Origin of the sequence: Pseudomonas putida (assembly GCA_041071465.1) — a bacterium.
GTDB lineage: Bacteria > Pseudomonadota > Gammaproteobacteria > Pseudomonadales > Pseudomonadaceae > Aquipseudomonas > Aquipseudomonas putida_P.
Genome location: CP163498.1, coordinates 3595039 through 3616578 on the forward strand (window position 1 = coordinate 3595039; position 21540 = coordinate 3616578).

A 21540-nucleotide genomic window follows, 5' to 3' on the forward strand; every position below is an offset into this window, starting at 1 on the left:
GACGCCCTAACTGGAGGAACCGGAGTCTGCGACTGTTCCTCCACCGGCCGTCACCACCTGCACCGACAGCCGCGGCGTCGCCAGATCCAGCCCCGCCTCATCCAGCTGCCGCTTGAGCGCCAGGTTGAACGCCCGCGACACTTCCCATTGCTTGATCGGTGCGGTCTTGAAGCGTGCCCGCAAGATTGCCGAACCCGACTCGAAGCTCTCCACCCCCTGCAGCTCCAGCGGCGACCAGATGTTGCGGCGCATCAGCGGGTCATTGCGCAGTTTTTGCCCCACTTCCCGAATCAGCGTGATCGCCTGGTCGATGTTCATGCTGTGCGGGATGGCCACGCGGAAGATCGCGTAGCCGAACTCCCGCGAGTAGTTCTTGATGCTCTTGATTTCGCTGAACGGGATGGTATGCACGATGCCGTCGATATCGCGCAGGCGCACGGTACGAATGGTCAGCCCCTCCACCGTGCCCAGGTGCCCGCCGACATCCACGTAGTCGTCGATGGCCAGCGAGTCTTCGATGATGATGAACAGACCGGTGATCAGGTCGGCCACCAGCGACTGCGCACCAAAACCGATGGCCAGGCCGATGACACCGGCACCGGCCAGCAGCGGTGTGACGTTCATGCCCATGTTGGCCAGGGCGACGATCACCGCAATGATGAAGATGATCACGAACATCACGTTGCGGATCAGCGGCATCATGGTTTGCGCGCGGGCATTGGCCAGCCCCCGGCGCGAGCGCACCAGGGCATGGTGTACGGCGGTGTCGGCCAGGATCCACACCAGCCAGGCGACGATCAGCGTGCCCGCCAGGCCCAGCAGGCGCAGGCTGATGTCGTGGCCGTCGCCTTCGGCGAAGCTGATCATCGACACGCCCCACACGCGCAGGCCCAGTTCGATGAACACCAGCCAGATGAACAGGTGCACCAGCAAATAGCCGAAGTTGCGCAGGCGCTCTGTGTACACCGCCTGGCGTTTGTTGGCGCGTTTGGGGTTGGCGGCGTGGCGGCGAACCAGGCCGTTGAGCACCATGCACACCACCACCAGCACCGTGCACATCAGCGACTGGCGCAGGGCGGTGCTGGTGTCACCGGCGGAGACGAAGGTGGCGAACAGCGAAATGGCCACCAGGATCAGCGCTGGGATGAACCAGAAGCTGCCGAGGATCTCGATGGTGTCGCTGAGGGTGCGGCGGGTCAGGCGCCGCGACAATGGCTGGTTGCGGATCAGGTGGGCGATCGGGCGGCGAAAGCGCAGGATGAACAGCCCGGTGCACAGTGCTGCAACCACGTTGGCCAGGGTGGCCAGGGCGTGGGCCAGGTGGGTACCGAGGGCCACCAGCATGCGTGGGTCGCTCATTGCCTCGCCAAAGGCGGCGAAACTGCCGATCAGCCACAGTGGGCGGAACGCCTTGTGCCGCAGGATGTGCAGGGCGCGGTGGCGGTGTGGGCCGTCCAGCAGCGAGAAGGCGATGACACAGATGGCCGAGAAGCAGGTACCGACCACCAGCGCGTAGGCCAACACCATCGCCAGCGATTTGCCCAGCGACGGTGGCAGCACGAAGCTCAGGTACACGGTGAACACCAGCGCCACCAGCCAGGGGCCGAGCTTGCGCAGGGCGAAGCGCACCAGGTCCCAGGTGCGCGGGTGCTGTGGCAGTTCTTCACTCAGGCCAAAGCGCAGGCGTACCCGGTGACCGACCCAGTTGAAGGCGTAGGCCAGCACGCTCCACACGGCAATCACTGCAGCAAAGCCGAACAGGATCGCAGGCCACTGGTGCACCGGCACCATCAGCTCGCTCAGCTCGGCCTGGGCTTGTTCGATTTCCGCGGCCCAGCGGTGGAACGGGCTGGCATCGCCGCTGAACTGTTTCTCAAAGTCATGCAGGGCGCCGCCGATCAGGCCGAGCACGCCTTGCTCGACGCTGGGTTGCGATTGCTTCGTGGCGTCGCGCAGCTTTTTCAGGTCGGCCAGCAGCTTGGCCCGTTGCTGATCGTTTTCAAGGTTTTTGATCACCTCGTCCAGCGACTTGCCCAGCGGCTCGGTGGCCTCCGGTTGCGCGGGCGCACTGCCGCCCAGCAGGCCGGGCAGGCCCGCCGCCTGTACCGGGGTGATGAACAGCACTAGCAGCAGGAACAGGTAACGCAGGAGGGCAGGCACTGGCAAATCTACCTCAGGTCAAACGATTGACCGAGTGTAGAGGTTTATGTCGGCAGTTTCTCGAGGATCTTCCAGCAGGTGAGGCCGAAGATCCCCAAAGTGCCGATCCACATCATGAGCACACCGATATTGCGCTCGCGCATGCTGAAGCCGATGGTCAGCAGCAGCAGGAACAGGAACACCGGCACGAACAGGGACAGGAACGGGGACATGGACAGCAATCCTTATGCAGTGGGGCCATGTAACAAGCATAGCGCTTGGCAAGCGAGGCGGGATTGACCTTGAGCAGGTGTAAGCAGGCCCGGGCCTGCTTGCACCTGCCTGCATCAAGGCAATTCGCGGCTACGGTAGAAGGCGGTCAGTACCTTCACCAGGTGCGCCAGGTCGTGGCTGCCACACAGCTCGCGAATGGAATGCATGGCAAAGGTAGGCAAACCGATATCCACCGTGCGCACGCCCAGGTGGCTGGCGGTAATCGGCCCGATGGTCGAGCCGCAGCCCATGTCGCTGCGCACCACGAAGCTTTGCACCGGTACTTCCTCGGCCATGCACAGGTGGCGGAAGAAGCCGGCGGTTTCGCTGTTGGTGGCGTAACGCTGGTTGTTGTTCACCTTGATCACTGGGCCGGCATTGAGCTTGGGCCCGTGGTTACCGTCGTGCTTGTCGGCGTAGTTGGGGTGCACACCATGGGCATTGTCGGCCGACACCATCAGCGAGCGCTGGACGGTGCGCACGTAGGAGTCGCCATCGGGCAGCAGGCGCTGCAGGGTCTGCTCCAGCATCGGGCCGTCGGCACCGCAGGCCGAGCAACTGCCGACTTCTTCGTGGTCGTTGCACACCAGCACGCAGGTTTCGTCGCTGTCAGCGGCCAAGAGGGCCTGCAGGCCGGCATAGCACGACAGCAGGTTGTCCAGGCGGGCGCCAGCGATGAAGTCGCCGTGCAGGCCAATCAACGCGGCGTCCTGGGTGTCGTAGAAGCTCAGCTCGTAGTCCAGGACCACGTCGGCGATCAGCTCGTGCTCGCGGGCCAGTTGCTCGGTGAGCAGGGCGCGGAAGTCGATACGTTCGTCACCGGCGACCTGGGCCAGGATGGGCGGCAGCTCGTTCTGTGGGTTGATCGCCCAGCCTTCATTGGCGGTGCGGTTCAGGTGAATGGCCAGGTTGGGGATGATCGCGATCGGCAGCTTGAAGTCGATCAGCTGGCTTTCGACTTTGCCGTCACGGCGGTAGGTGACGCGTCCGGCCAGCGACAGGTCGCGGTCGAACCACGGCGCCAGCAAGGCACCGCCATACACTTCCACGCCCAGTTGCAGGAAGCCCTGGCGCTGCAGTTCGGGCTGTGGCTTGACCCGCAGGCACGGGCTGTCGGTGTGGGCGCCGACCATGCGGATGCCGTTCAACAGTGGGGCCTGCTTGCCCAACTTGATGGCGATGATCGAAGAGTCGTTACGGGTGACGTAATAACGGCCGCCAGGCACGGTGGCCCAGCTGTCGCGTTCGTCCAGGCGCTGGTAGCCGGCAGCCTCGAGGCGCTGGGCCAGGCTGGCGGTGGCGTGGAAGGGCGTGGGGGAGGCCTTGAGGAAGTCGATAAGGCCAGTATTCAGTGCGTCGCGCATAGCTCACTCCAGACAGCAGTGGCGCGAGTTTAGCGCAGAATGTCGACAATTTGTGTCTGCCTCTTCGCGGGCAAGCCCGCGAAGAGGCCGGAACAGCCAGCCAAAAATCAGAAGGGTGCAGGGCACTCGAACTTCAACCGCTCCCCCGAGACCGGGTGGGTAAAGCTCAGCATCGACGCATGCAGGCACAACCGTTCATGGGCCGCCAGCGCTTCGGGGTTGGCATACAGCCGGTCACCCAGCAGCGGGTGGCCGATGGACAGCATGTGCACGCGCAGCTGGTGCGAACGCCCGGTAATCGGCGTCAGCTCCACACGGCAGTAGTCGCCGCAGCGCTCGACGATGCGCCAGAACGTCAGGGCATGCTTGCCCTGCTCGTGGTCCACCACATGCCGTGGCTTGGTTGGCGGGTCGTAGCGCAGCGGCAGGTCGATACTGCCGCTGTCCAGCGCGGGTTGGCCCCAGCACAGGGCGGTGTAGGATTTTTCGGTTTCGCGGTCGTGGAACTGGCGCGACAGCTCGCGGTGGCTGTCGGCATCGCGGGCCAGCAGGATGATGCCGGAGGTTTCCCAGTCCAGACGGTGCACGATCAGTGCGTCGGGGTAGCCGTTTTCCTGCAGGCGGGTGATCAGGCAGTCCTTGTTGTCCTCGGCGCGGCCGGGCACCGACAGCAGCAGGGTCGGCTTGTTGATCACCAGGATGGCGGCGTCTTCGAAGAGGATCTGGACATTCGACAGCGGCATTGCAGTTCTCACGAAAGTAGCAGAAAACGCTGGGGCCGCTTTGCGGCCCTTTCGCGACACAAGGCCGCTCCCACAGGGGAGTGCATAACCCTTGTGGGAGCGGCCTTGTGTCGCGAAAGGCTGCAACGCAGCCCCAGCTTTAGCCTGATCAGCGATCCGGCAGGGTGATGTTCAGCTCCAGAATCGAGCAGCTGCCCTGGTTTTCCAGCTCGATATGCACGTCATCGTTGCCGATGTTCACATACTTGCGGATCACCTCCAGCAGTTCTTTCTGCAGCGCCGGCAGGTAGTCCGGCTCGCTGCGTTGGCCGCGCTCGTGCGCCACGATGATCTGTAGACGCTCTTTCGCTACCGACGCGCTGGTCTGTTTCTGTCTGCCACGAAAGAAGTCAAAAAGGTTCATGGTTTACTTGCCTCCAAACAGTCGCGCGAAGAATCCTTGCTTCGGCACTTCGATGAACCGCAGGGGCTTTTCTTTGCCCAGCAGACGGTCGACGGTATCGCTATAGGCCTGGCCGGCATCGCTCTGGTCGTCGAGGATGACCGGGATACCCTGGTTGGAGGCCTTCAGCACTGCCTGGGACTCGGGAATCACGCCCTTGAGCTTGATCGCCAGGATTTCTTCGACGTCGGCGATGCTCAGCATTTCGCCCTTTTCCACGCGCTCTGGGTGGTAGCGGGTGATCAGCAGGTGTTCCTTGATTGGCTCTTCGCCGTTCTCGGAGCGGCGCGACTTGCTCGACAGAATGCCCAGCATGCGGTCAGAGTCACGTACCGAGGACACTTCGGGGTTGGTGACCACGATGGCTTCGTCGGCGAAGTACATGGCCAGGTGCGCGCCTTTCTCGATACCGGCCGGCGAGTCGCAGATGACGTAGTCGAAGGTTTCCTTCAGCTCCATCAATACCTTTTCCACGCCTTCCTGGGTCAGCGCGTCCTTGTCACGGGTCTGGCTGGCGGCCAGCACGTACAGGTTCTCGAGGCGCTTGTCCTTGATCAGGGCTTGCTGCAGGTTGGCTTCGCCGTTGACCACGTTGACGAAGTCGTACACCACGCGGCGTTCGCAGCCCATGATCAGGTCGAGGTTACGCAGGCCCACGTCGAAGTCGACGATGACGGTCTTGTGGCCGCGCAGTGCGAGGCCGGTACCAATGGCGGCGCTGGTGGTGGTCTTGCCCACACCCCCCTTGCCGGAAGTAACCACGAGAATCTTGGCCAAGGTGTTTCACCCCTAAAATAGTCGGGACACAAGTCCCTGCAAATAACTGAAATAGCGTAAATGACGGCAACGGTAAAAAAGTTGCTCTAAAAATGCTGGCAAGTATCCGTTAAAGACGGGTGATGTTCAACACGTCACCAGACAGGCTGACTTGCACGCCGGTACCCCACAGCGGGTCGCGGCGCAGGTCTTCGCAGACTTTGTACTGGCCGGCGATTGAAACCATTTCGGCGGTCATCTGCTGGCAGAAGATCCGCGCCTTGGTATTGCCTTTGATGCCGGCCAGGGCGCGGCCACGCATGGCGCCGTACACATGGATGTTGCCATCGGCCAGAAGTTCCGCACCCGGGCTGACCGAGGCGGTAACGATCAGGTCGCCACCCTGAGCATAGATCTGCTGGCCGCCGCGTACTGGCGCAGTAATGATGCGGGTCGGGCGCACTTCGGGTTCGGGGGCCGGTGGTGGCGTCGGGGCGGGTTCGGGCTTTTTGACCACCTCGGGCTCGGGCTCCAGCGGCCGTTCGCGCGCGCCGGACGGTGGCAGCACCGGCAGGTCGATGGCGATGGCGGCGGCGATGTCCTCGATGCGGTTGGCGCGGATGGCCAGGGTACGCAGGCCATGGTGGCGGCAGATGCGCATCAAGCCGGGCAGGTCGATTGCCCCTTCGTCGGCCGGCAGCTTGTCCAGCGCCAGCACCAGCGGCGTGTTGCTGAAGAAGTTCGGTGCCTGGGCGACTTTGGCCGCCAACTGGCGGTCAAGGGCTTCAAGGTCATTGCGCGCCAGTTCCAGTACTGTAATGGCGAGCATGCTGCCCTTGAGCTGGAACACGGAGGCGGTGTCGGGTGTGTGGTTTGGGCTCATGGTCTGCATAGACGGCTTGCTGCGAAAAAAGTGCCCTGACTTATAACGAGAACACCGGTTGCCCGCAACATGCGCTGATCCGTTGTAGAATGCGCGGCCTTTGTCTTTCCGGATGCTTCAATGGAACGCCCGCGTTTTCGTCCCTATTACCTTCACCCCAAGTTCTGGGGCCTGTGGCTGGGCCTGGGCCTGCTGTGGCTGGTGGTCCAGTTGCCGTACCGGGTGCTGTTGAAAATCGGTGCCGCACTGGGTGCCGTGATGTACCGCTTCGCCGGTGAGCGTCGGCGCATCGCCGCGCGCAACCTGGAGCTGTGCTTCCCGGAACTGTCGGTCGACGAACGGCAGCGTTTGCTCAAGGCCAACTTCGCCTCTACCGGCATCGCCTTCTTCGAAATGGCCATGAGCTGGTGGTGGCCCAAGGCCAGGCTCGCGCGCCTGGCCCATATCGAGGGGCTGGAGCATCTGCAGGCCGCCCAGCAGGCGGGGCAGGGCGCCATCCTCATGGCGGTGCACTTCACCACCCTGGAAATCGGCGCCGCGCTGCTGGGCCAGCAGCACACCATCGACGGCATGTACCGCGAGCATGGCAACGCGTTGTTCGATTTCATCCAGCGCAGCGGCCGTGAGCGGCATAACCTTGACTCGCTGGCAGTGGAGCGCGAAGACGTGCGTGGCATGCTCAAGCTGCTGCGTTCGGGCCGGGCGATCTGGTACGCACCCGACCAGGACTACGGCGCCAAACAGAGCATTTTCGTGCCGCTGTTCGGCATCCCCGCAGCCACGGTAACCGCCACCACCAAGTTCGCCCGGCTGGGCAAGGCGCAGGTTATTCCGTTCACCCAGAAGCGCCTGGAGGATGGCAGCGGCTATCGTCTGGTAATCCACCCGCCACTGGCGGATTTCCCAGGCGAAAGCGAAGAGGCCGACTGCCTGCGTATCAACCAGTGGGTCGAGGGTGTGTTGCGCGAGTGTCCGGAGCAGTACCTGTGGGCGCACCGCCGGTTCAAGTCACGGCCCGAGGGTGCACCACGGCTGTATGAGAAGAAAAAGCGCTGAAAAATAGCTGATCCAGGAAGGACTTCATGGCCCCACCCCCGGTAACCGGTCTTATCCTTTCTGGCGGCGGCGCCCGCGCCGCCTATCAGGTTGGCGTCCTTGCCGGCATTGCCGAGTTGCTGCCTGCCGGCGCACATAATCCGTTCCCGGTCATTGTCGGTACCTCTGCCGGTGCCATCAACGCCGTTACCCTGGCCAGCGGCGCCACTCATTTCAACGAGGCCGTGCAACGGCTTACTGCCTTCTGGCAGAACTTTCGCAGCCATCTGGTCATACGCAGTGACTGGCCCGGAGTCGTTCGCCAAGCCAGCCGTTTCGTTGGCCATAGCCTGCTGGGCCTGGGTGGCCAGGCGCCGGTGGCGCTGCTGGACAGCAGCCCACTGCGCAGCCTGCTGGAGGCACACTTGAACATGGATGGTATCGGCCATTCTCTGGCGGCCGAGCAGTTGCGCGCCGTGGCCGTCACCGCCTTCGGCTACGAGTCCGGCCAGGCGGTCACCTTCTACCAAGGGCGCGGCACCATCGAAGCCTGGCTGCGCCATCGCCGCATCGGCGTGCCCACGCCGTTGACCATCGACCACCTGCTGGCCAGCGCGGCCATTCCGCTGCTGTTTGCCCCGGTGCAGTTGGGCGACGAATATTACGGTGACGGTGCGGTGCGCCAGTCGGCGCCGATCAGCCCGGCCCTGCACCTGGGCGCCAGCCGGGTGCTGGTGGTCGGGGTCAGCGGCAACCCGCAGCGGCCGGCACCGCCGTTGCCCACTCAGCGCGTGTTCAGTGGCCAGCAGCCGAGCCTGGCGCAGATCGGTGGGCACATGCTCAACAGCACGTTCATCGACAGCCTGGAAGACGACATCGAGTTGCTGCAGCGGCTCAACCACCTGAGCCGCTTGCTGCCAGCGCACTTGGATGCCCGGCGCCTGGGGCTGGCGCCGGTCGAGGTGCTGGTCGTGGCGCCCAGCCAGCCGCTGGACGAAATCGCCGCCCGGCACCGGCGTGAGCTGCCGGCGGCGTTGCGCTTGTTCCTGCGCGGGCCGGGGCTACGCGGACCAGTGGAGCGGGGGTGTTGAGCTATCTGCTGTTCGAGGCGAGTTATTGCAGTGAACTGATCGAGTTGGGGCGACGGGATGCTTTGGCCAAGAAGCGGGAGTTGTGTCAGTTCCTGGGGATTTGACGTTGTCAGTTACGGCCCATTCGCGGGTTCATCGAGGCGGCGAACCGCCGCGAATGGGCCGGCACAGGTTACTCGGCTATCTGCAACTTGCGCGCCTGGGTATACACATACCGCACCTTTTCATACTCGAACGGCGAGTTCAGCTGGCCATAGCGGAACTTGGTGGTGTAGCGCTTATCCACCACCTGCAGGGCAAAAATTTCCGGGTGGTCGGTGCTGGTTTCGGGCACGTTCAGGTAGTTGATGGCCTGCTCGCCCGCATAGTCCACCACCAGCCCGGTGGTATCGCGCAGGTTCGATGGCCCCAGCACCGGCAGCATCAGGTAGGGCCCGTCTGGCACACCGTAGAAGCCCAGGGTCTGGCCAAAGTCTTCGCTCTGGCGTGGTAGGCCCATGCTGGTCGCCGGGTCCCATAGCCCGCCCACACCAATGATGGTATTGAACATCAGCCGGGCAGTGATCTCTGCCGAGCGCTTGACCTTGAGCTGCAGCACACTGTTGAACAGGTTCGGCACATCGCCCAGGTTGTTGAAGAAGTTGCTCACCCCGGTACGCACGAAGCGCGGGGTGACGTACTGGTAACCACTCACCAGCGGCAGCAGTACCCATTGGTCCAGCCGGTAGTTGAAGTGGTAGACGCGCCGGTTGATCGACTCCAGCGGGTCGTACACGTTCAACGCTTCCAGGGTGGAGCGCTCGAACTCGCGCTGGTCCAGCCCCGGGTTGAATTTCAGTTCGCGCAGCGGGTCGAGAAAACCGTCGGCTTCGGGCGCCAGTGGTGCGGCGGTCACTTGCGGGTCGGCCTCGATCACGCTGGCCCGAGGGGCGGTTTCGGCGGCCAGGGCTGGGCCGGCGGCCAGCAGGGCAGTGGCGAAGAGGAGTTTGTTAACCACGGAAGAACTCCAGCATGGCGTCACTGTTGACGCGGTAATTGAGGTTGCCGCAGTGGCCGCCGTGGGGGTAAAGGGTCAGGCGGTCACCGAACACCTGGCGCAGGAAGCCGATGTCGCCCGGGCCGAGGATGACGTCGTCGGCGTTGTGCATCACGGCGATCTTGTCGCTGCTGCGCAGGTAGTCTTCCAGGGCATACAGGCTGACCTGGTTCACCAGTTGCAGGATGCTGTTGCCATCGGTGCGCGCACGCCACATGGGGATCACCTGCTCGGTCATGTAGCAGTCGAAGTCGCACTGCAAGGCGCGTTTGAAGAACGGCGTGAGGCTGCTGCCTTCGGTGATCGGGAACTTCGGCGGAATGATCAGGCCACGGCGGTTGATCAGGTCGGAGGTGAAGGCAATGTCGGCCGCCGAGAAACGGAACGAGGTGCCGATCAGCATGGCCATCTGCTCGTTGGACAGGTGCTGGCGCGACTGCTGGAAGTCATACAGCAGGGCGTCGTTCAGGTCGATGTAGCCCTTGTCCTGGAAGTAGCGAGTGAGTTTTTGCAGCATCAGCTCATAGAACGTGGTGCTGCGGTCGATGCCCTTGACCTGCGTTTGCACCAGTTTGTCCAGGTTGTTGATCGAGGTGTACAGGTTGACCGGCGGGTTCAGCAGCAGCACGCGCTTGAAGTTGAAGCTGCGGCGGGTTTCGTCCAGGTGGCTGACGAAGGCGGCGTCGAGCGCGCCCAGGCTGTAGCCGGTGAGGTAGAACTCGCTGATTGGCAGGCGTGGGTGCTGGGCGCGCACGGCCTGCATGACCCGGTACATGTCTTCGGCGTCTTCCTGGCTGACGCCGGGGGTGGCAAAGCGCGAGGCGGCGCTCATGAAGTCGTAGCTGGTGGGTGACGACAGCTGCACCACGTGGAAACCAGCCTGGTAGAACAGCTTCTTCAGGTACTCGTTGATGCTGCTGCTGTAGGGCGCACCGGTGCCAGCAATGATGAAAATCAGTGGTGCCTCGTGATCCTGGCGGGCCAGGCGGTACTTGAGCTTTTTCACCGCCCAGAAGTTGTCGGGCAGAGTGAACTCGCGCTCCGGGCGCAGGTTGAGGCTGTAGTCGGACTGGTTGATTTCGTCGTCGCTGGGCAGGGTCGGGCGCTGGTCCGGCGGCGTGGTGGCGATGGTGGCTTCGAACGGGTTGGTCAAGGGGTAGCCGTAGCTCGCGGCGTCGATATCCCGCGCTGAAGCGGCCACAGCCATAAGCAGGCTGCCGAGCAAGGCAGCGAGGCGCAAAGATCGAAGCATGTAATCCCCCAAAAGAACGCAAGGTCGAGCAGTGTGCAGGCTAGGACCACATCAACGCAGGCAAAGTTGCCTGGCGCGGTGGCCTTTGGTGTGCTGGTTATCTGCAACATAGCTGCAGGTTTGTGATTTTGCCTTACAACCGGGCTTAAGCGATCATGGATGAATTCGATTACCGCTATTGGAGAACTGGATGTCTCGTTCGCTGCCGGCTGCGCTGCTGGTACTGCTTCTGGGGTTGTGGCTCGCGGCCAGTTACGGCGTGCGCTATGGGCTGATGGAGGATGGCCAGTGGGTAGGGCTGTGCACGTCGCCTGCGGCGTATTGGCAGTGTGAAGTACGCGCGCTGCTGGGCTTGGGTATTCATCATCAGGTGTTGGCCTGGAGTGGGTTGGCGTTGGCGCTGCTGGCACAGGTGGTTTCCGGCCGCGCCGGCTGGTGGCTGGCGGTGGTGGCATTGGTGTTCGCGGTGCCTGCGCTGGTGTTGTACACCGCCAGCATTGCCGTGTTTGCGCTGGTGCTAGCGGGGCTGCGGCTTGTAAGAAAAGCCAAGGCGACGCGGTCTGTGTAGGAGCGGCCTTGCGTCGCGATGGGCCGCGCAGCGGCCCCGGCAATCTGTGCTGCTTCTCGAATTCTGGGGCCGCTTTGCGGCCCATCGCGACACAAGGCCGCTCCTACAGTTACCTGTGTTTTCAGGCTTTTCGAGTCATTCGCAAGCTCCGCCACAACGCTGCTGTCATCAGCACACTCACTACCGCCCAGATCAAGGCCTGCTGGTTCTCCAGCCCTTCCACGAACAGCTGCGGCGCCACCCCGGCGCCGACGATGAACGCCAGCAGCGCCACCTCCGCCCGCCGCGCCCTTACCGGCCACAGCACATACACCAGCGCCGGCAACGCCAGCGCAGCGCTGGGGAAGCTGCGGTAGCGCGGGTCGAACACCATCGCCAGCATGCTCACCGCTGCGGCAAAACCCGCCGCCAGCAACAGCCAGCCGGCCCGCGCCTGCAGCCAGGCGAATAAACGTTCGCGCCAGCCGGCCCGTTGCGCCAAGGCCAGCAGCGCATGGGCCAATACCAGCAGGTTCAGCCCGGCCAGTGCCACCGCCCACACCCACTCCCCGACAAAGCGTGCATGGGTGCGCATCAACTCGCCCCACAGCCCCAGGCAAACCGCGCCAAACGCCGCCAGCAGTGGCAGCAACACTGCCGCCTGCACAGTCGCGGGGCGCCCGGCGAGCATCAACATGACCAACATCAACACCGCACTCGCCAGCAACCACTGTGGCCAGTAATGCAGGTTGCTCACCGGCCCTTCGAGCACGCCCTTGTCCTGCCGGTCGGCATCGTAAAGCCCCCAGTAACCGCCTACAGCACCTTCGTTGGCACGCTTCCACGGCTGGTCGAAGGCTTCGATCAGGTTGTAGCGCCAGCCGTTGCTTTCGGCCATGGCCACAAAGCCGCGAATGAAGCGCGCCTCGTTGGCTCGGCTGGGCACAGCGGTCTCGCGCTGGCGGCCTTCGCTGGGCCAGCCGGTTTCGCCGATCAGGATGTCCTTGGGCGCGAAGCGCGTGCCGAACACCCGGCGCACGTCGGCAACGTGGGCCAAGGCATCGTCGATGCCGCGCGGTTCGTCCTCCCAGTAGGGCAGCAGGTGGATGGTCAGGAAGTCCACCGCCGGTGCCACCTGCGGGTGCTGCAGCCAGAAATCCCAGACATCGGCGTAGGTCACCGGCACTTTGACCTGTTGCTTCACTCGGGCGATCAGCTTGGCCAGGTGTGCACCGGTCACCTCTTTGCGCAGCAGTGTCTCGTTGCCGACGATCACCGCGCTGACCACATCCGGGTTGGCGTTGGCGGTGGCGATCAGCAGGTCGATTTCCTTGTCGGTGTCGGCCGGGTGAGCGTTGACCCAGGCGCCCAACATCACCTTCAGGCCATGCTTGCGTGCCAGCGCCGGGATTGCCTCAAGGCCGCTCATGGAATAGGTGCGGATGCACTGGAATCGCTCAGCCAGCAAAGCAAGGTCGGCGTCCATCCGTGCCGGGCGCAGCTGTAATGGCTGGTCGTAGGGTGACTGGTCTTTGTCGAACGGCGTGTACGAGGCGCACTGCAGCTTGTGCGTCGGGCTGGCCGCATCGGCCAGGTGTACCGGCTTACCCAGCCCGTACCAGAGCCCTCCAAGCCCAAGCAGGGCCAACAGGCAGGCAAGCAGGTACAACGGCAACAGCAGGCGGGCAGAACTGGGCATCGGGCGGTCCATCGTCAGGCGCAAAAGGGTAGATAGTAGCCCGGCGCCAATGCTTTGGCATGCAAGGATCGCGCAGGCCGGCGTAGGCCGATGGCGCTAATGGCACAGTGCTGTCGCATATGGGGCGGGTGCAGGTCGCAGCTGGATCAGGTCGACCTGTGTTGCAGGAAGATGATGCAATCTCCAAGACCTGACGAGGGGATGCTTTGATGGCGACTTTGAAAAAAATGCGACGTTTCCTGGGTGTGGGCACCGCCCTGGTAATGGCCATGAGCGCTGCACAGGCAATGGCTAAAGAAGTAAGCATAGGTTACGTGGATGGTTGGGCCGACAGCGTGGCGACCACCAACGTGGCCGCCGAAGTGATCAAGCAAAAGCTCGGCTACGACGTGAAGTTGCAGGCCGTGGCCACGGGGATCATGTGGCAGGGCGTGGCAACCGGTAAACTCGATGCCATGTTGTCGGCCTGGCTGCCGGTGACCCATGGCGAGTACTGGACCAAGAACAAGGACAACGTGGTCGACTACGGCCCGAACTTCAAGGATGCCAAGATCGGCCTGATCGTCCCCGAGTACGTCAAGGCGGTGAGCATCGCCGACCTCAAGACCGATAGCAGCTTCAAGCAGAAGATCGTCGGCATTGACGCAGGCTCCGGTGTGATGCTGAAAACCGACCAGGCGATCAAGGACTACGACCTGACCGGCTACAAGCTGCAGGCCAGCTCGGGCGCCGCGATGACTGCGGAACTGGGCCGTGCCTACGCCAAGCAGCAGTCGATTGCGGTGACCGGTTGGGTTCCGCACTGGATGTTCGCCAAGTGGAAGCTGAAGTTCCTCGAAGACCCGAAAGGTGTGTATGGCGCGGCGGAAACCGTGAACAGCATCGGCAGCAAGGAACTGGCGACCAAGGCTCCGGAAGTGGCGGAGTTCCTGAAGAAGTTCAACTGGCAGTCCAAGGACGAGATTGGCGAGGTGATGCTGGCGATTCAGGAAGGTGCCAAGCCTGAAGCCGCGGCCAAGGATTGGGTGGCCAAGCACCCTGATCGTGTGAAGGAGTGGACTGGCAAGTAACAACCCGTTACTGCCAATTTTGCTTCTTCGCGGGTAAACCCGCTCCCACAGGTACTGCGCAGGTTTCAACGCCTGTGTGATCCCTGTGGGAGCGGGTTTACCCGCGAAAGGGCCGCCACTTTGTTACGCAATCGGTAAAACACCGTTGCATCTAAGACTAAGGTCGTCTGGTTGGCGTTCAACAGCCGCATAAAGTAAGGGCGTGGGTTCCATCCCCTATCTGTGCTGCTAGGACAAAAACAATGAACGACAGCATTTACCTCTCGATACAAAACAGCCCCCGTTTCAAGGAGCTGGTTACCAAACGCGAACGGTTCGCCTGGGTGCTCTCGGCGATCATGCTCGGCCTGTACTGCGCCTTCATCCTCCTGATCGCCTACGGTCCTCACATACTGGGCGCCAAGCTCAGCCCTGAGTCGTCGATTACCTGGGGCATTCCCCTGGGCGTCGGCCTGATCGTTTCGGCATTCGTCCTGACCGCCATCTACGTACGCCGCGCCAACGGCGAATTCGATGAGCTGAACAAGGAAATCCTGAAGGAGGCGCAACAATGATTCGCCACGCCAAAGCCCTGGCCGTACTGGCCTGCGGAGCCTTCGCACCCGCCGTGTGGGCCGCCGATGCCCTGACCGGCGAGGTGCAGAAACAACCGCTGAACGTTTCCGCCATCGCCATGTTCGTGGCCTTCGTCGCCTTCACCCTCGGCATCACTTACTGGGCCTCCAAACGCAACAAGTCGGCAGCGGACTACTACGCGGCCGGCGGCAAGATCACCGGCTTCCAGAACGGCCTGGCGATTGCTGGCGACTACATGTCGGCGGCCTCGTTCCTGGGTATTTCCGCGTTGGTGTTCACCTCTGGCTACGACGGCTTGATCTACTCGATCGGTTTCCTGGTCGGCTGGCCAATCATCCTCTTCCTGATTGCCGAACGCCTGCGCAACCTGGGCAAGTACACCTTTGCCGACGTGGCCTCGTACCGCCTCGGGCAGAAGGAAATCCGCACCCTGTCGGCCTCCGGTTCGCTGGTGGTGGTGGCCTTCTACCTGATCGCGCAAATGGTGGGTGCCGGCAAGCTGATCGAGCTGCTGTTCGGCCTGGACTACCACGTGGCGGTCATCCTGGTCGGTATCCTGATGTGCCTGTACGTGCTGTTCGGCGGCATGCTGGCCACCACCTGGGTACAGATCATCAAAGCTGTGCTGTTGCTGTCCGGTGCCAGCTTCATGGCGCTGATGGTGATGAAGCACGTGGGCTTCGACTTCAACACGCTGTTCTCCGAAGCCATCAAGGTGCATGCCAAGGGCGAGGCGATCATGAGCCCCGGCGGCCTGGTCAAAGACCCGATCTCGGCGTTCTCGCTGGGCCTGGCTCTGATGTTCGGTACCGCTGGCCTGCCGCATATCCTGATGCGCTTCTTCACCGTCAGCGATGCCAAGGAAGCGCGCAAGAGCGTGCTGTACGCCACCGGCTTCATCGGCTACTTCTACATCCTCACCTTCATCATCGGCTTTGGCGCGATCCTGCTGGTCAGCACCAACCCGGACTTCAAAGACGCCGCCGGCGCACTGTTGGGTGGCAACAACATGGCAGCGGTGCACCTGGCCAATGCGGTAGGTGGCAGCGTGTTCCTCGGCTTCATCTCGGCGGTGGCTTTCGCCACCATCCTGGCGGTGGTTGCCGGCCTGACCCTGGCCGGTGCCTCGGCGGTGTCCCATGACCTGTACGCCAGCGTCTGGCGCAAGGGCAAGGCCAACGACAAGGACGAGATCCGCGTGTCGAAGATCACCACCGTCGCGCTGGGCGTGCTGGCGATCGGCCTGGGCATCCTGTTCGAGAAGCAGAACATCGCCTTCATGGTAGGCCTGGCCTTCTCCATCGCCGCCAGCTGCAACTTCCCGGTACTGTTGCTTTCGATGTACTGGAAGAAACTGACCACCCGCGGCGCCATGATCGGCGGCTGGCTGGGCCTGGTGAGTGCGGTGACGCTGATGATCCTCGGCCCGACCATCTGGGTGCAGATCCTTGGCCACGAGAAGCCAATCTACCCGTACGAGTACCCGGCGCTGTTCTCGATGGCCATTGCCTTCGTCAGCATCTGGTTCTTCTCGGTCACCGACAAGTCCAAGGCTGCTGATGACGAGCGTGCGCTGTTCTACCCGCAGTTCGTGCGTTCGCAGACGGGCCTGGGTGCCAGTGGGGCGGTGTCCCACTAAAAAAACGCTTCTTGCTTGAACACAACGCCCCGTCAATCGGGGCGTTGTCGTTTTGGTCCTGCGCCAGGTGTGGCGTCAAATCATGCCAAGCAACAACAACACCAGCAGAATCACCAGCACCACACCAACGATGCCCGACGGGCCATAACCCCAACTGCGCGAGTGCGGGAAGACCGGTAAGCCACCAATCAGCAGGAGGATCAGGATGATGATCAGAATCGTGGTCATGACAGAATCCTTGCGTGGTTGAGGGTCAAGGGCCTCGGACTGCTGGCCTCTTGTATGTTCGGACCGGTGCCGCTTATGAAAGATTCCATCTGTGTGCTGCCTGCACTGGCCCTGTCGCTGGCTGGGCCGGGACTGACCGCATGGTCATGCCCGGCCATTCACTACCCTGATGAACCCTGCCTGCCTACTCGGCCTTGATTAGACTCGTGGCACAACCACTTGAAACAAGGCCAGCCACCATGCAAAACCGCATCATGATCACCGGCGCCGGGTCCGGCCTCGGTCGCGAGATCGCCCTGCGCTGGGCGCGCGAGGGCTGGCGCCTGGCGCTGGCCGATGTCAACGAAAGCGGCCTGCGCGGAACCCTGGAGCGGGTGCGCGAAGCCGGCGGCGAAGGGTTTGTCCAGCGTTGCGACGTACGCGACTACAGCCAGCTCACCGCACTGGCCCAGGCCTGCACCGAGCAGTTCGGCGGCATCGACGTGATCGTCAACAACGCCGGGTCGCTTCGGCGGATTCTTCGCCGAGCTGTCTCTTGAGGACTGGGACTGGCAGATCGCGGTCAACCTGATGGGCGTGGTCAAGGGCTGCAAGGCGTTCCTGCCGCTGCTGGAGCGCAGCAAGGGGCGCATCATCAACGTCGCCTCGATGGCCGCGTTGATGCAGGGCCCGGGCATGAGCAACTACAACGTAGCCAAGGCCGGCGTGCTGGCACTCTCAGAGAGCCTGCTGGTGGAGCTGCGCCAGCTGGAAGTGGCCGTGCATGTGGTGTGCCCGTCGTTCTTCCAGACCAACCTGCTGGACTCGTTCCGTGGGCCGAACCCGGCGATGAAGGCGCAGGTTGGCAAGCTGTTGGAAGGCTCGCCGATCAGCGCGGCGGACATTGCCGATTACATCCATCAGCAGGTCGCCGCGGGTGAGTTTCTGATACTGCCCCACGAAGCAGGGCGCCAAGCCTGGCAATTGAAGCGCCAGGCCCCCGAGCGGCTGTATGACGAGATGGCGGAAATGGCGGTGAAAATGCGCACCAAGGCCCAGGCGCGATGAATAATCTGTAGGAGATTTTACCTGGCGGAGTAGGGTTCTTCTGATTCACTGCAGAGCTATTGAGTAGGGGAATGCCGACACGGCAGGCTCCGGTTTTCCCTTTCGGTGGAGGACCGGACCATGCTGGTAATAGGACGCGAAGTGGGTGAGACCATCGTGATTGGCGATGATATTCGCATCAGGGTGGTGGAAACCCGTGAGGGGGTGGTGCGCTTTGGCGTGGATGCGCCGCGCGAGGTCCCGGTGCATCGGGCCGAGGTATACAAGCGCATCCAGGAGGCCAAACAAGGCAAGAGCTGCTAGTCGAGCAGCTCACGGGGCACATCGTGCTTGGCCAGCAACTGGCACTGCTGGCTTTCCGGGTCGAACAGGATGAACGCCTGGCCTTTGGCCAGGGCCTGGCGCACCCGCAGCACACGGGTTTCCAGCGGGGTGTCGTCGCCGTTGTCGGTGCCGTCGCGGGTGACGAAGTCCTCGATCAGGCGGGTCAGGGTTTCGGCTTGCAGTTGCTCGTAGGGGATCAGCATGGTGGGTGGTGTCTGAAGTAGGTGTGGCCATGCTACGCGAAACATTCGAGTTTTGGGGCTGCATAACAGCCCCAGGGCCTTCAGCCTTTATTGCCAACCAGGCTATCCACCGTCGGCACCCGCGTATCGCTCTCCATCTGCGCATCATGCTCCAGCTGATGGCTGAAGCGTTCAAGCGACGCATTGGCCGGTTGCGAATCGCTGGCGAACACCGGTGGGCTCAACAGGTACGCCGACAACAACCGGCTCAGCGCTGCCAGGCTGTCGATATGGGTACGCTCGTACCCATGGGTGGCATCGCAGCCAAACGCCACCAGCGCAGTGCGAATATCGTGCCCCGCCGTCACGGCCGAATGGGCGTCGCTGAAGTAATAGCGGAACAGGTCACGCCGCACGGGCAAGTCGTGGTCGCCGGCCAGTTTCAGCAGGTGCCGGGACAGGTGGTAGTCGTAAGGCCCCGACGAGTCCTGCATGGCCACGCTCACGGCATGCTCGCTGGACGCCTGCCCGGGCGCCACCGGGGCGATGTCGATGCCGACGAACTCGCTGACGTCCCAAGGCAGGGCACCGGCTGCCCCTGAGCCGGTTTCTTCGGTGATGGTGAACAGCGGGTGGCAATCGATCAAAGGTTGCCGGCCGCTTTCCACCACGGCCTTCAATGCTGCCAGCAATGCGGCTACGCCAGCCTTGTCGTCCAGATGGCGGGCGCTGATGTGGCCGCTTTCGGTGAACTCGGGCAAAGGGTCGAAGGCCACGAAGTCACCGATGCTCACGCCCAGTGCCTCGCAGTCGGCGCGGGTGGCGCAGTAGGCGTCCAGGCGTACTTCCACATGATCCCAGCTGATAGGCATCTGGTCGATGGCGGTGTTGAAGGCATGCCCGCTGGCCATCAGCGGCAGAACGCTGCCGCGGAACACCCCGGTATCGGTGAACACGCTGACGCGACTGCCTTCGGCGAAGCGGCTGGACCAGCAACCCACTGGCGCCAGGGCCAGGCGGCCGTTGTCCTGCAGCTGGCGCACACTGGCGCCGATGGTGTCGAGGTGGGCGGACACGGCCCGGTCGGGTGAAGTTTGCCGGCCCTTGAGGGTGGCGCGGATGGTGCCACGGCGGGTCAGCTCGAAGGGGATGCCCAGTTCGTCCAGGCGTTCGGCAACGTAGCGCACGATGGTATCGGTGAACCCGGTGGGGCTGGGGATGGCGAGCATTTCCAGGAGCACACGTTTGAGGTAGTCGAGATCGGGTTCGGGGAGTCGTTCGGACATGTCCAGGCCTCCGGTCGGGTTGATATTCCAGGCTGTGGCGCGGTCTTTGTAGGAGCGGCCTTGTGTCGCGAAAGGGGTGCGAAGCGCCCCCAGGATTTCAGCTTCGCTGCTTAGATTGCTGGGGCCGCTTTGCGGCCCTTTTCGCGACACAAGGCCGCTCCTACAAAACGCCGAGCAGTTGTCAGGCCAAAGGTCGGCTATGCGGAAACAGCAAGTCGATAAAGCGCTCGGCCGTTGGCTGCGGTTCATGGTTGGCCAGGCCGGCACGTTCGTTGGCCTCGATGATCACGTACTCCGGCTGCCCGGCGTCACGCACCATGAAGTCCAGCCCCACCACCGGAATTTCCAGCGCCCGAGCAGCGCGCACAGCAGCGTCGGCCAGTACCGGGTGCAGGCGCTCGGTGACGTCTTCCAGGGTGCCGCCGGTGTGCAGATTGGCGGTGCGCCGCACGGCCAGACGCTGGCCGGCAGGCAGCACGTCGTCATAGCCCAAGCCCGCCGCGCGCAAGGTGCGCTCGGTTTCGTCGTCCAGCGGGATGCGGCTTTCGCCACTGGTGGCGGCCTGGCGCCGGCGGCTCTGGGCCTCGATCAACTGGCGCACACTGTGCTTGCCATCGCCCAGCACCTGCGCCGGGTGACGGATGGCGGCGGCCACCACTTCGTAGCCGATCACCACGATGCGCAGGTCGAAGCCGGCATGGAAGCTTTCCAGCAACACGCGGCTGTCGAACTGGCGGGCGTGCGCCACGGCGCGGGTGATGTCGTCGATGCAGGTCAGGTTCACCGCCACGCCCTGGCCTTGCTCACCGTCGACCGGCTTGACCACGACTGCGCCATGCTCGTCGAGAAACGCCAGGTTGTCGTCGGCATTGCCCGCCAGTTGCTGCGCCGGCACCTGCAGCCCAGCGTTGTGCAGGGCGTGCTGGGTCAGGCGCTTGTCTTGGCACAGGGTCATGGTCACGGCACTGGTCAGGTCGCTGAGCGATTCACGGCAGCGAATGCGCCGCCCACCCAGGCTCAGCGTGAACAGGCCGCCAGCGGCGTCATCCACCTGTACTTCGATGCCCCGGCGCAACGCCTCGTCGACGATGATGCGGGCATAGGGGTTAAGGTCGGCTTGCGGCCCGGGCCCGAGGAACAACTGCTCGTTGATGCCATTTTTGCGCTTGACCGCAAAGGTGGGCAGGTTGCGAAAGCCCAGCTTCTGGTACAGGCGCTTGGCCTGGCGGTTGTCGTGCAGCACCGACAGGTCGAGGTAGGCCAGGCCCCGGCTCATGAAGTGCTCGATCAGGTGGCGCACCAGCACCTCACCCACGCCTGGGCGGGTGCAGTGCGGGTCCACGGCCAGGCACCACAGGCTGCTGCCATGCTCAGGGTCATCGAACGCCTTGGCGTGGTTCAGGCCCATGACGCTGCCGATCACAGCGCCGCTGTCTTCGTCTTCGGCCAGCCAGTACACCGGGCCGCCCAGGTGCCGAGGGGTCAGTAGTTCGGCGTCCACCGGCAGCATGCTGCGTGCCTGGTACAGGGTGTTGATCGCCTGCCAGTCGGCGGGGTTCTGCGCCCGGCGCACGCGGAAGCCGCGGAACACCCGCTGCGCCGGGCGGTAGTCGGTGAACCACAGGCGCAAGGTGTCGGACGGGTCCAGGAACAACTGCTGTGGGGCCTGGGCCAGCAATTGCTGGGGCGCGGCCACGTACAGGGCGATATCGCGCTCGCCGGGGCATTCGTCGAGCAAGTCCTCGGCCAGCGAAACCGGGTCGGGGTAGGTGTGGCCGATCAGCAGCCGGCCCCAGCCGCAGTGCACGGCTCGCGGCTGGTCGTGGGGCTGGCTGCCGTCGCCGGCCAGGCGCGCCTGCAGGCGCTCATAGGACGGCGCCTGGCCGCGCAGCAGGCGCTGCCCGTAAGCGATTTCATGGGCTTTCATC

The 21540-nt window shown here is 63.4% G+C and carries 20 protein-coding genes and 2 pseudogenes; 8 read left to right on the forward strand and 14 right to left on the reverse strand.

Going from position 1 to position 21540, the window contains the following annotated elements; translation table 11 throughout:
* Positions 1–6: 6 nt before the first annotated feature.
* The 7 genes from AB5975_16630 to minC form a co-directional block, all read right to left on the reverse strand.
* Positions 7–2160 carry a mechanosensitive ion channel family protein gene (locus AB5975_16630; GenBank protein ID XDR18301.1) on the reverse strand — a complete coding sequence of 718 codons (2154 nt, stop codon included), beginning with the start codon at positions 2158–2160 and terminating at the stop codon, positions 7–9.
* A 44-nt stretch (positions 2161–2204) separates the two neighbouring features.
* On the reverse strand, positions 2205–2372 hold the full coding sequence (locus AB5975_16635) for a hypothetical protein (protein XDR18302.1): 168 nt from the start codon (positions 2370–2372) through the stop codon (positions 2205–2207).
* Between the two features lie 114 nt (positions 2373–2486).
* Positions 2487–3776, reverse strand: coding sequence for a M18 family aminopeptidase (locus AB5975_16640; protein XDR18303.1), 1290 nt, complete (start codon positions 3774–3776; stop codon positions 2487–2489).
* Between the two features lie 107 nt (positions 3777–3883).
* Positions 3884–4519 carry an RluA family pseudouridine synthase gene (locus tag AB5975_16645; GenBank protein XDR18304.1) on the reverse strand — a complete coding sequence of 212 codons (636 nt, stop codon included), beginning with the start codon at positions 4517–4519 and terminating at the stop codon, positions 3884–3886.
* Positions 4520–4667: 148 nt separating this feature from the next.
* Positions 4668–4922: a cell division topological specificity factor MinE gene (minE, locus tag AB5975_16650; GenBank protein ID XDR18305.1), complete on the reverse strand. Its 255-nt coding sequence runs from the start codon at positions 4920–4922 to the stop codon at positions 4668–4670.
* A gap of 3 nt (positions 4923–4925) precedes the next feature.
* A complete protein-coding gene (gene minD / locus AB5975_16655; GenBank protein XDR18306.1) occupies positions 4926–5738 on the reverse strand; it encodes a septum site-determining protein MinD in 813 nt (270 codons plus the stop codon).
* A 109-nt stretch (positions 5739–5847) separates the two neighbouring features.
* Positions 5848–6609, reverse strand: coding sequence for a septum site-determining protein MinC (minC, locus tag AB5975_16660; protein XDR18307.1), 762 nt, complete (start codon positions 6607–6609; stop codon positions 5848–5850).
* Positions 6610–6720: 111 nt separating this feature from the next.
* On the opposite strand from minC, the gene AB5975_16665 reads away from it, so the two are divergent.
* A complete protein-coding gene (locus AB5975_16665) occupies positions 6721–7656 on the forward strand; it encodes a lipid A biosynthesis lauroyl acyltransferase (protein ID XDR18308.1) in 936 nt (311 codons plus the stop codon).
* 26 nt (positions 7657–7682) lie between these two features.
* Positions 7683–8830, forward strand: a pseudogene (locus tag AB5975_16670) (patatin-like phospholipase family protein).
* Positions 8831–8898: 68 nt separating this feature from the next.
* On the opposite strand, the gene AB5975_16675 reads toward AB5975_16670, so the two are convergent.
* A complete protein-coding gene (locus AB5975_16675) occupies positions 8899–9723 on the reverse strand; it encodes a VacJ family lipoprotein (GenBank protein ID XDR18309.1) in 825 nt (274 codons plus the stop codon).
* Positions 9716–11014 carry a serine/threonine protein kinase gene (locus AB5975_16680; GenBank protein XDR18310.1) on the reverse strand — a complete coding sequence of 433 codons (1299 nt, stop codon included), beginning with the start codon at positions 11012–11014 and terminating at the stop codon, positions 9716–9718. The genes AB5975_16675 and AB5975_16680 overlap by 8 nt, the downstream gene beginning before the upstream one ends.
* Before the next feature lie 190 nt (positions 11015–11204).
* On the opposite strand from AB5975_16680, the gene AB5975_16685 reads away from it, so the two are divergent.
* Entirely contained in the window at positions 11205–11582 is a 378-nt protein-coding gene (locus AB5975_16685; protein ID XDR18311.1) for a hypothetical protein, read from the forward strand.
* A gap of 121 nt (positions 11583–11703) precedes the next feature.
* Here AB5975_16685 and AB5975_16690 read toward each other — a convergent pair whose 3' ends face one another.
* Positions 11704–13272 (reverse strand): beta (1-6) glucans synthase, encoded by a 1569-nt coding sequence (locus AB5975_16690; GenBank protein ID XDR18312.1) that lies wholly within the window; start codon positions 13270–13272, stop codon positions 11704–11706.
* A 197-nt stretch (positions 13273–13469) separates the two neighbouring features.
* Between AB5975_16690 and AB5975_16695 the strand changes: the two genes are divergently transcribed.
* From AB5975_16695 to AB5975_16705, 3 genes are all read left to right on the forward strand, one after another.
* Positions 13470–14330: a glycine betaine ABC transporter substrate-binding protein gene (locus AB5975_16695; GenBank protein XDR18313.1), complete on the forward strand. Its 861-nt coding sequence runs from the start codon at positions 13470–13472 to the stop codon at positions 14328–14330.
* A gap of 242 nt (positions 14331–14572) precedes the next feature.
* On the forward strand, positions 14573–14884 hold the full coding sequence (locus tag AB5975_16700; GenBank protein XDR18314.1) for a DUF485 domain-containing protein: 312 nt from the start codon (positions 14573–14575) through the stop codon (positions 14882–14884).
* Positions 14881–16545 (forward strand): cation acetate symporter, encoded by a 1665-nt coding sequence (locus AB5975_16705; GenBank protein ID XDR18315.1) that lies wholly within the window; start codon positions 14881–14883, stop codon positions 16543–16545. The genes AB5975_16700 and AB5975_16705 overlap by 4 nt, the downstream gene beginning before the upstream one ends.
* A 75-nt stretch (positions 16546–16620) precedes the next feature.
* Here AB5975_16705 and AB5975_16710 read toward each other — a convergent pair whose 3' ends face one another.
* Positions 16621–16773, reverse strand: coding sequence for a DUF3309 family protein (locus AB5975_16710; GenBank protein XDR18316.1), 153 nt, complete (start codon positions 16771–16773; stop codon positions 16621–16623).
* A 239-nt stretch (positions 16774–17012) separates the two neighbouring features.
* Between AB5975_16710 and AB5975_16715 the strand changes: the two are divergent.
* Both AB5975_16715 and csrA read left to right on the forward strand, forming a co-directional pair.
* Positions 17013–17820, forward strand: a pseudogene (locus tag AB5975_16715) (SDR family oxidoreductase).
* A gap of 120 nt (positions 17821–17940) precedes the next feature.
* Positions 17941–18123: a carbon storage regulator CsrA gene (gene csrA / locus AB5975_16720; protein XDR18317.1), complete on the forward strand. Its 183-nt coding sequence runs from the start codon at positions 17941–17943 to the stop codon at positions 18121–18123.
* Here the strand turns inward: csrA and AB5975_16725 are convergent.
* From AB5975_16725 to ngg, 3 genes are all read right to left on the reverse strand, one after another.
* Positions 18120–18347, reverse strand: a complete 228-nt coding sequence (locus AB5975_16725) for a YheU family protein (protein ID XDR18318.1) — start codon at positions 18345–18347, stop codon at positions 18120–18122. The two genes, csrA and AB5975_16725, sit on opposite strands and share 4 nt — an antisense overlap.
* A gap of 80 nt (positions 18348–18427) precedes the next feature.
* Entirely contained in the window at positions 18428–19612 is a 1185-nt protein-coding gene (locus tag AB5975_16730; GenBank protein ID XDR18319.1) for an osmoprotectant NAGGN system M42 family peptidase, read from the reverse strand.
* 181 nt (positions 19613–19793) lie between these two features.
* The gene (gene ngg, locus AB5975_16735; GenBank protein XDR18320.1) at positions 19794–21539 is read right to left on the reverse strand and encodes an N-acetylglutaminylglutamine synthetase; all 1746 of its coding nucleotides are present in this window, start codon (positions 21537–21539) and stop codon (positions 19794–19796) included.
* Between the last annotated feature and the right edge of the window lies 1 nt (position 21540).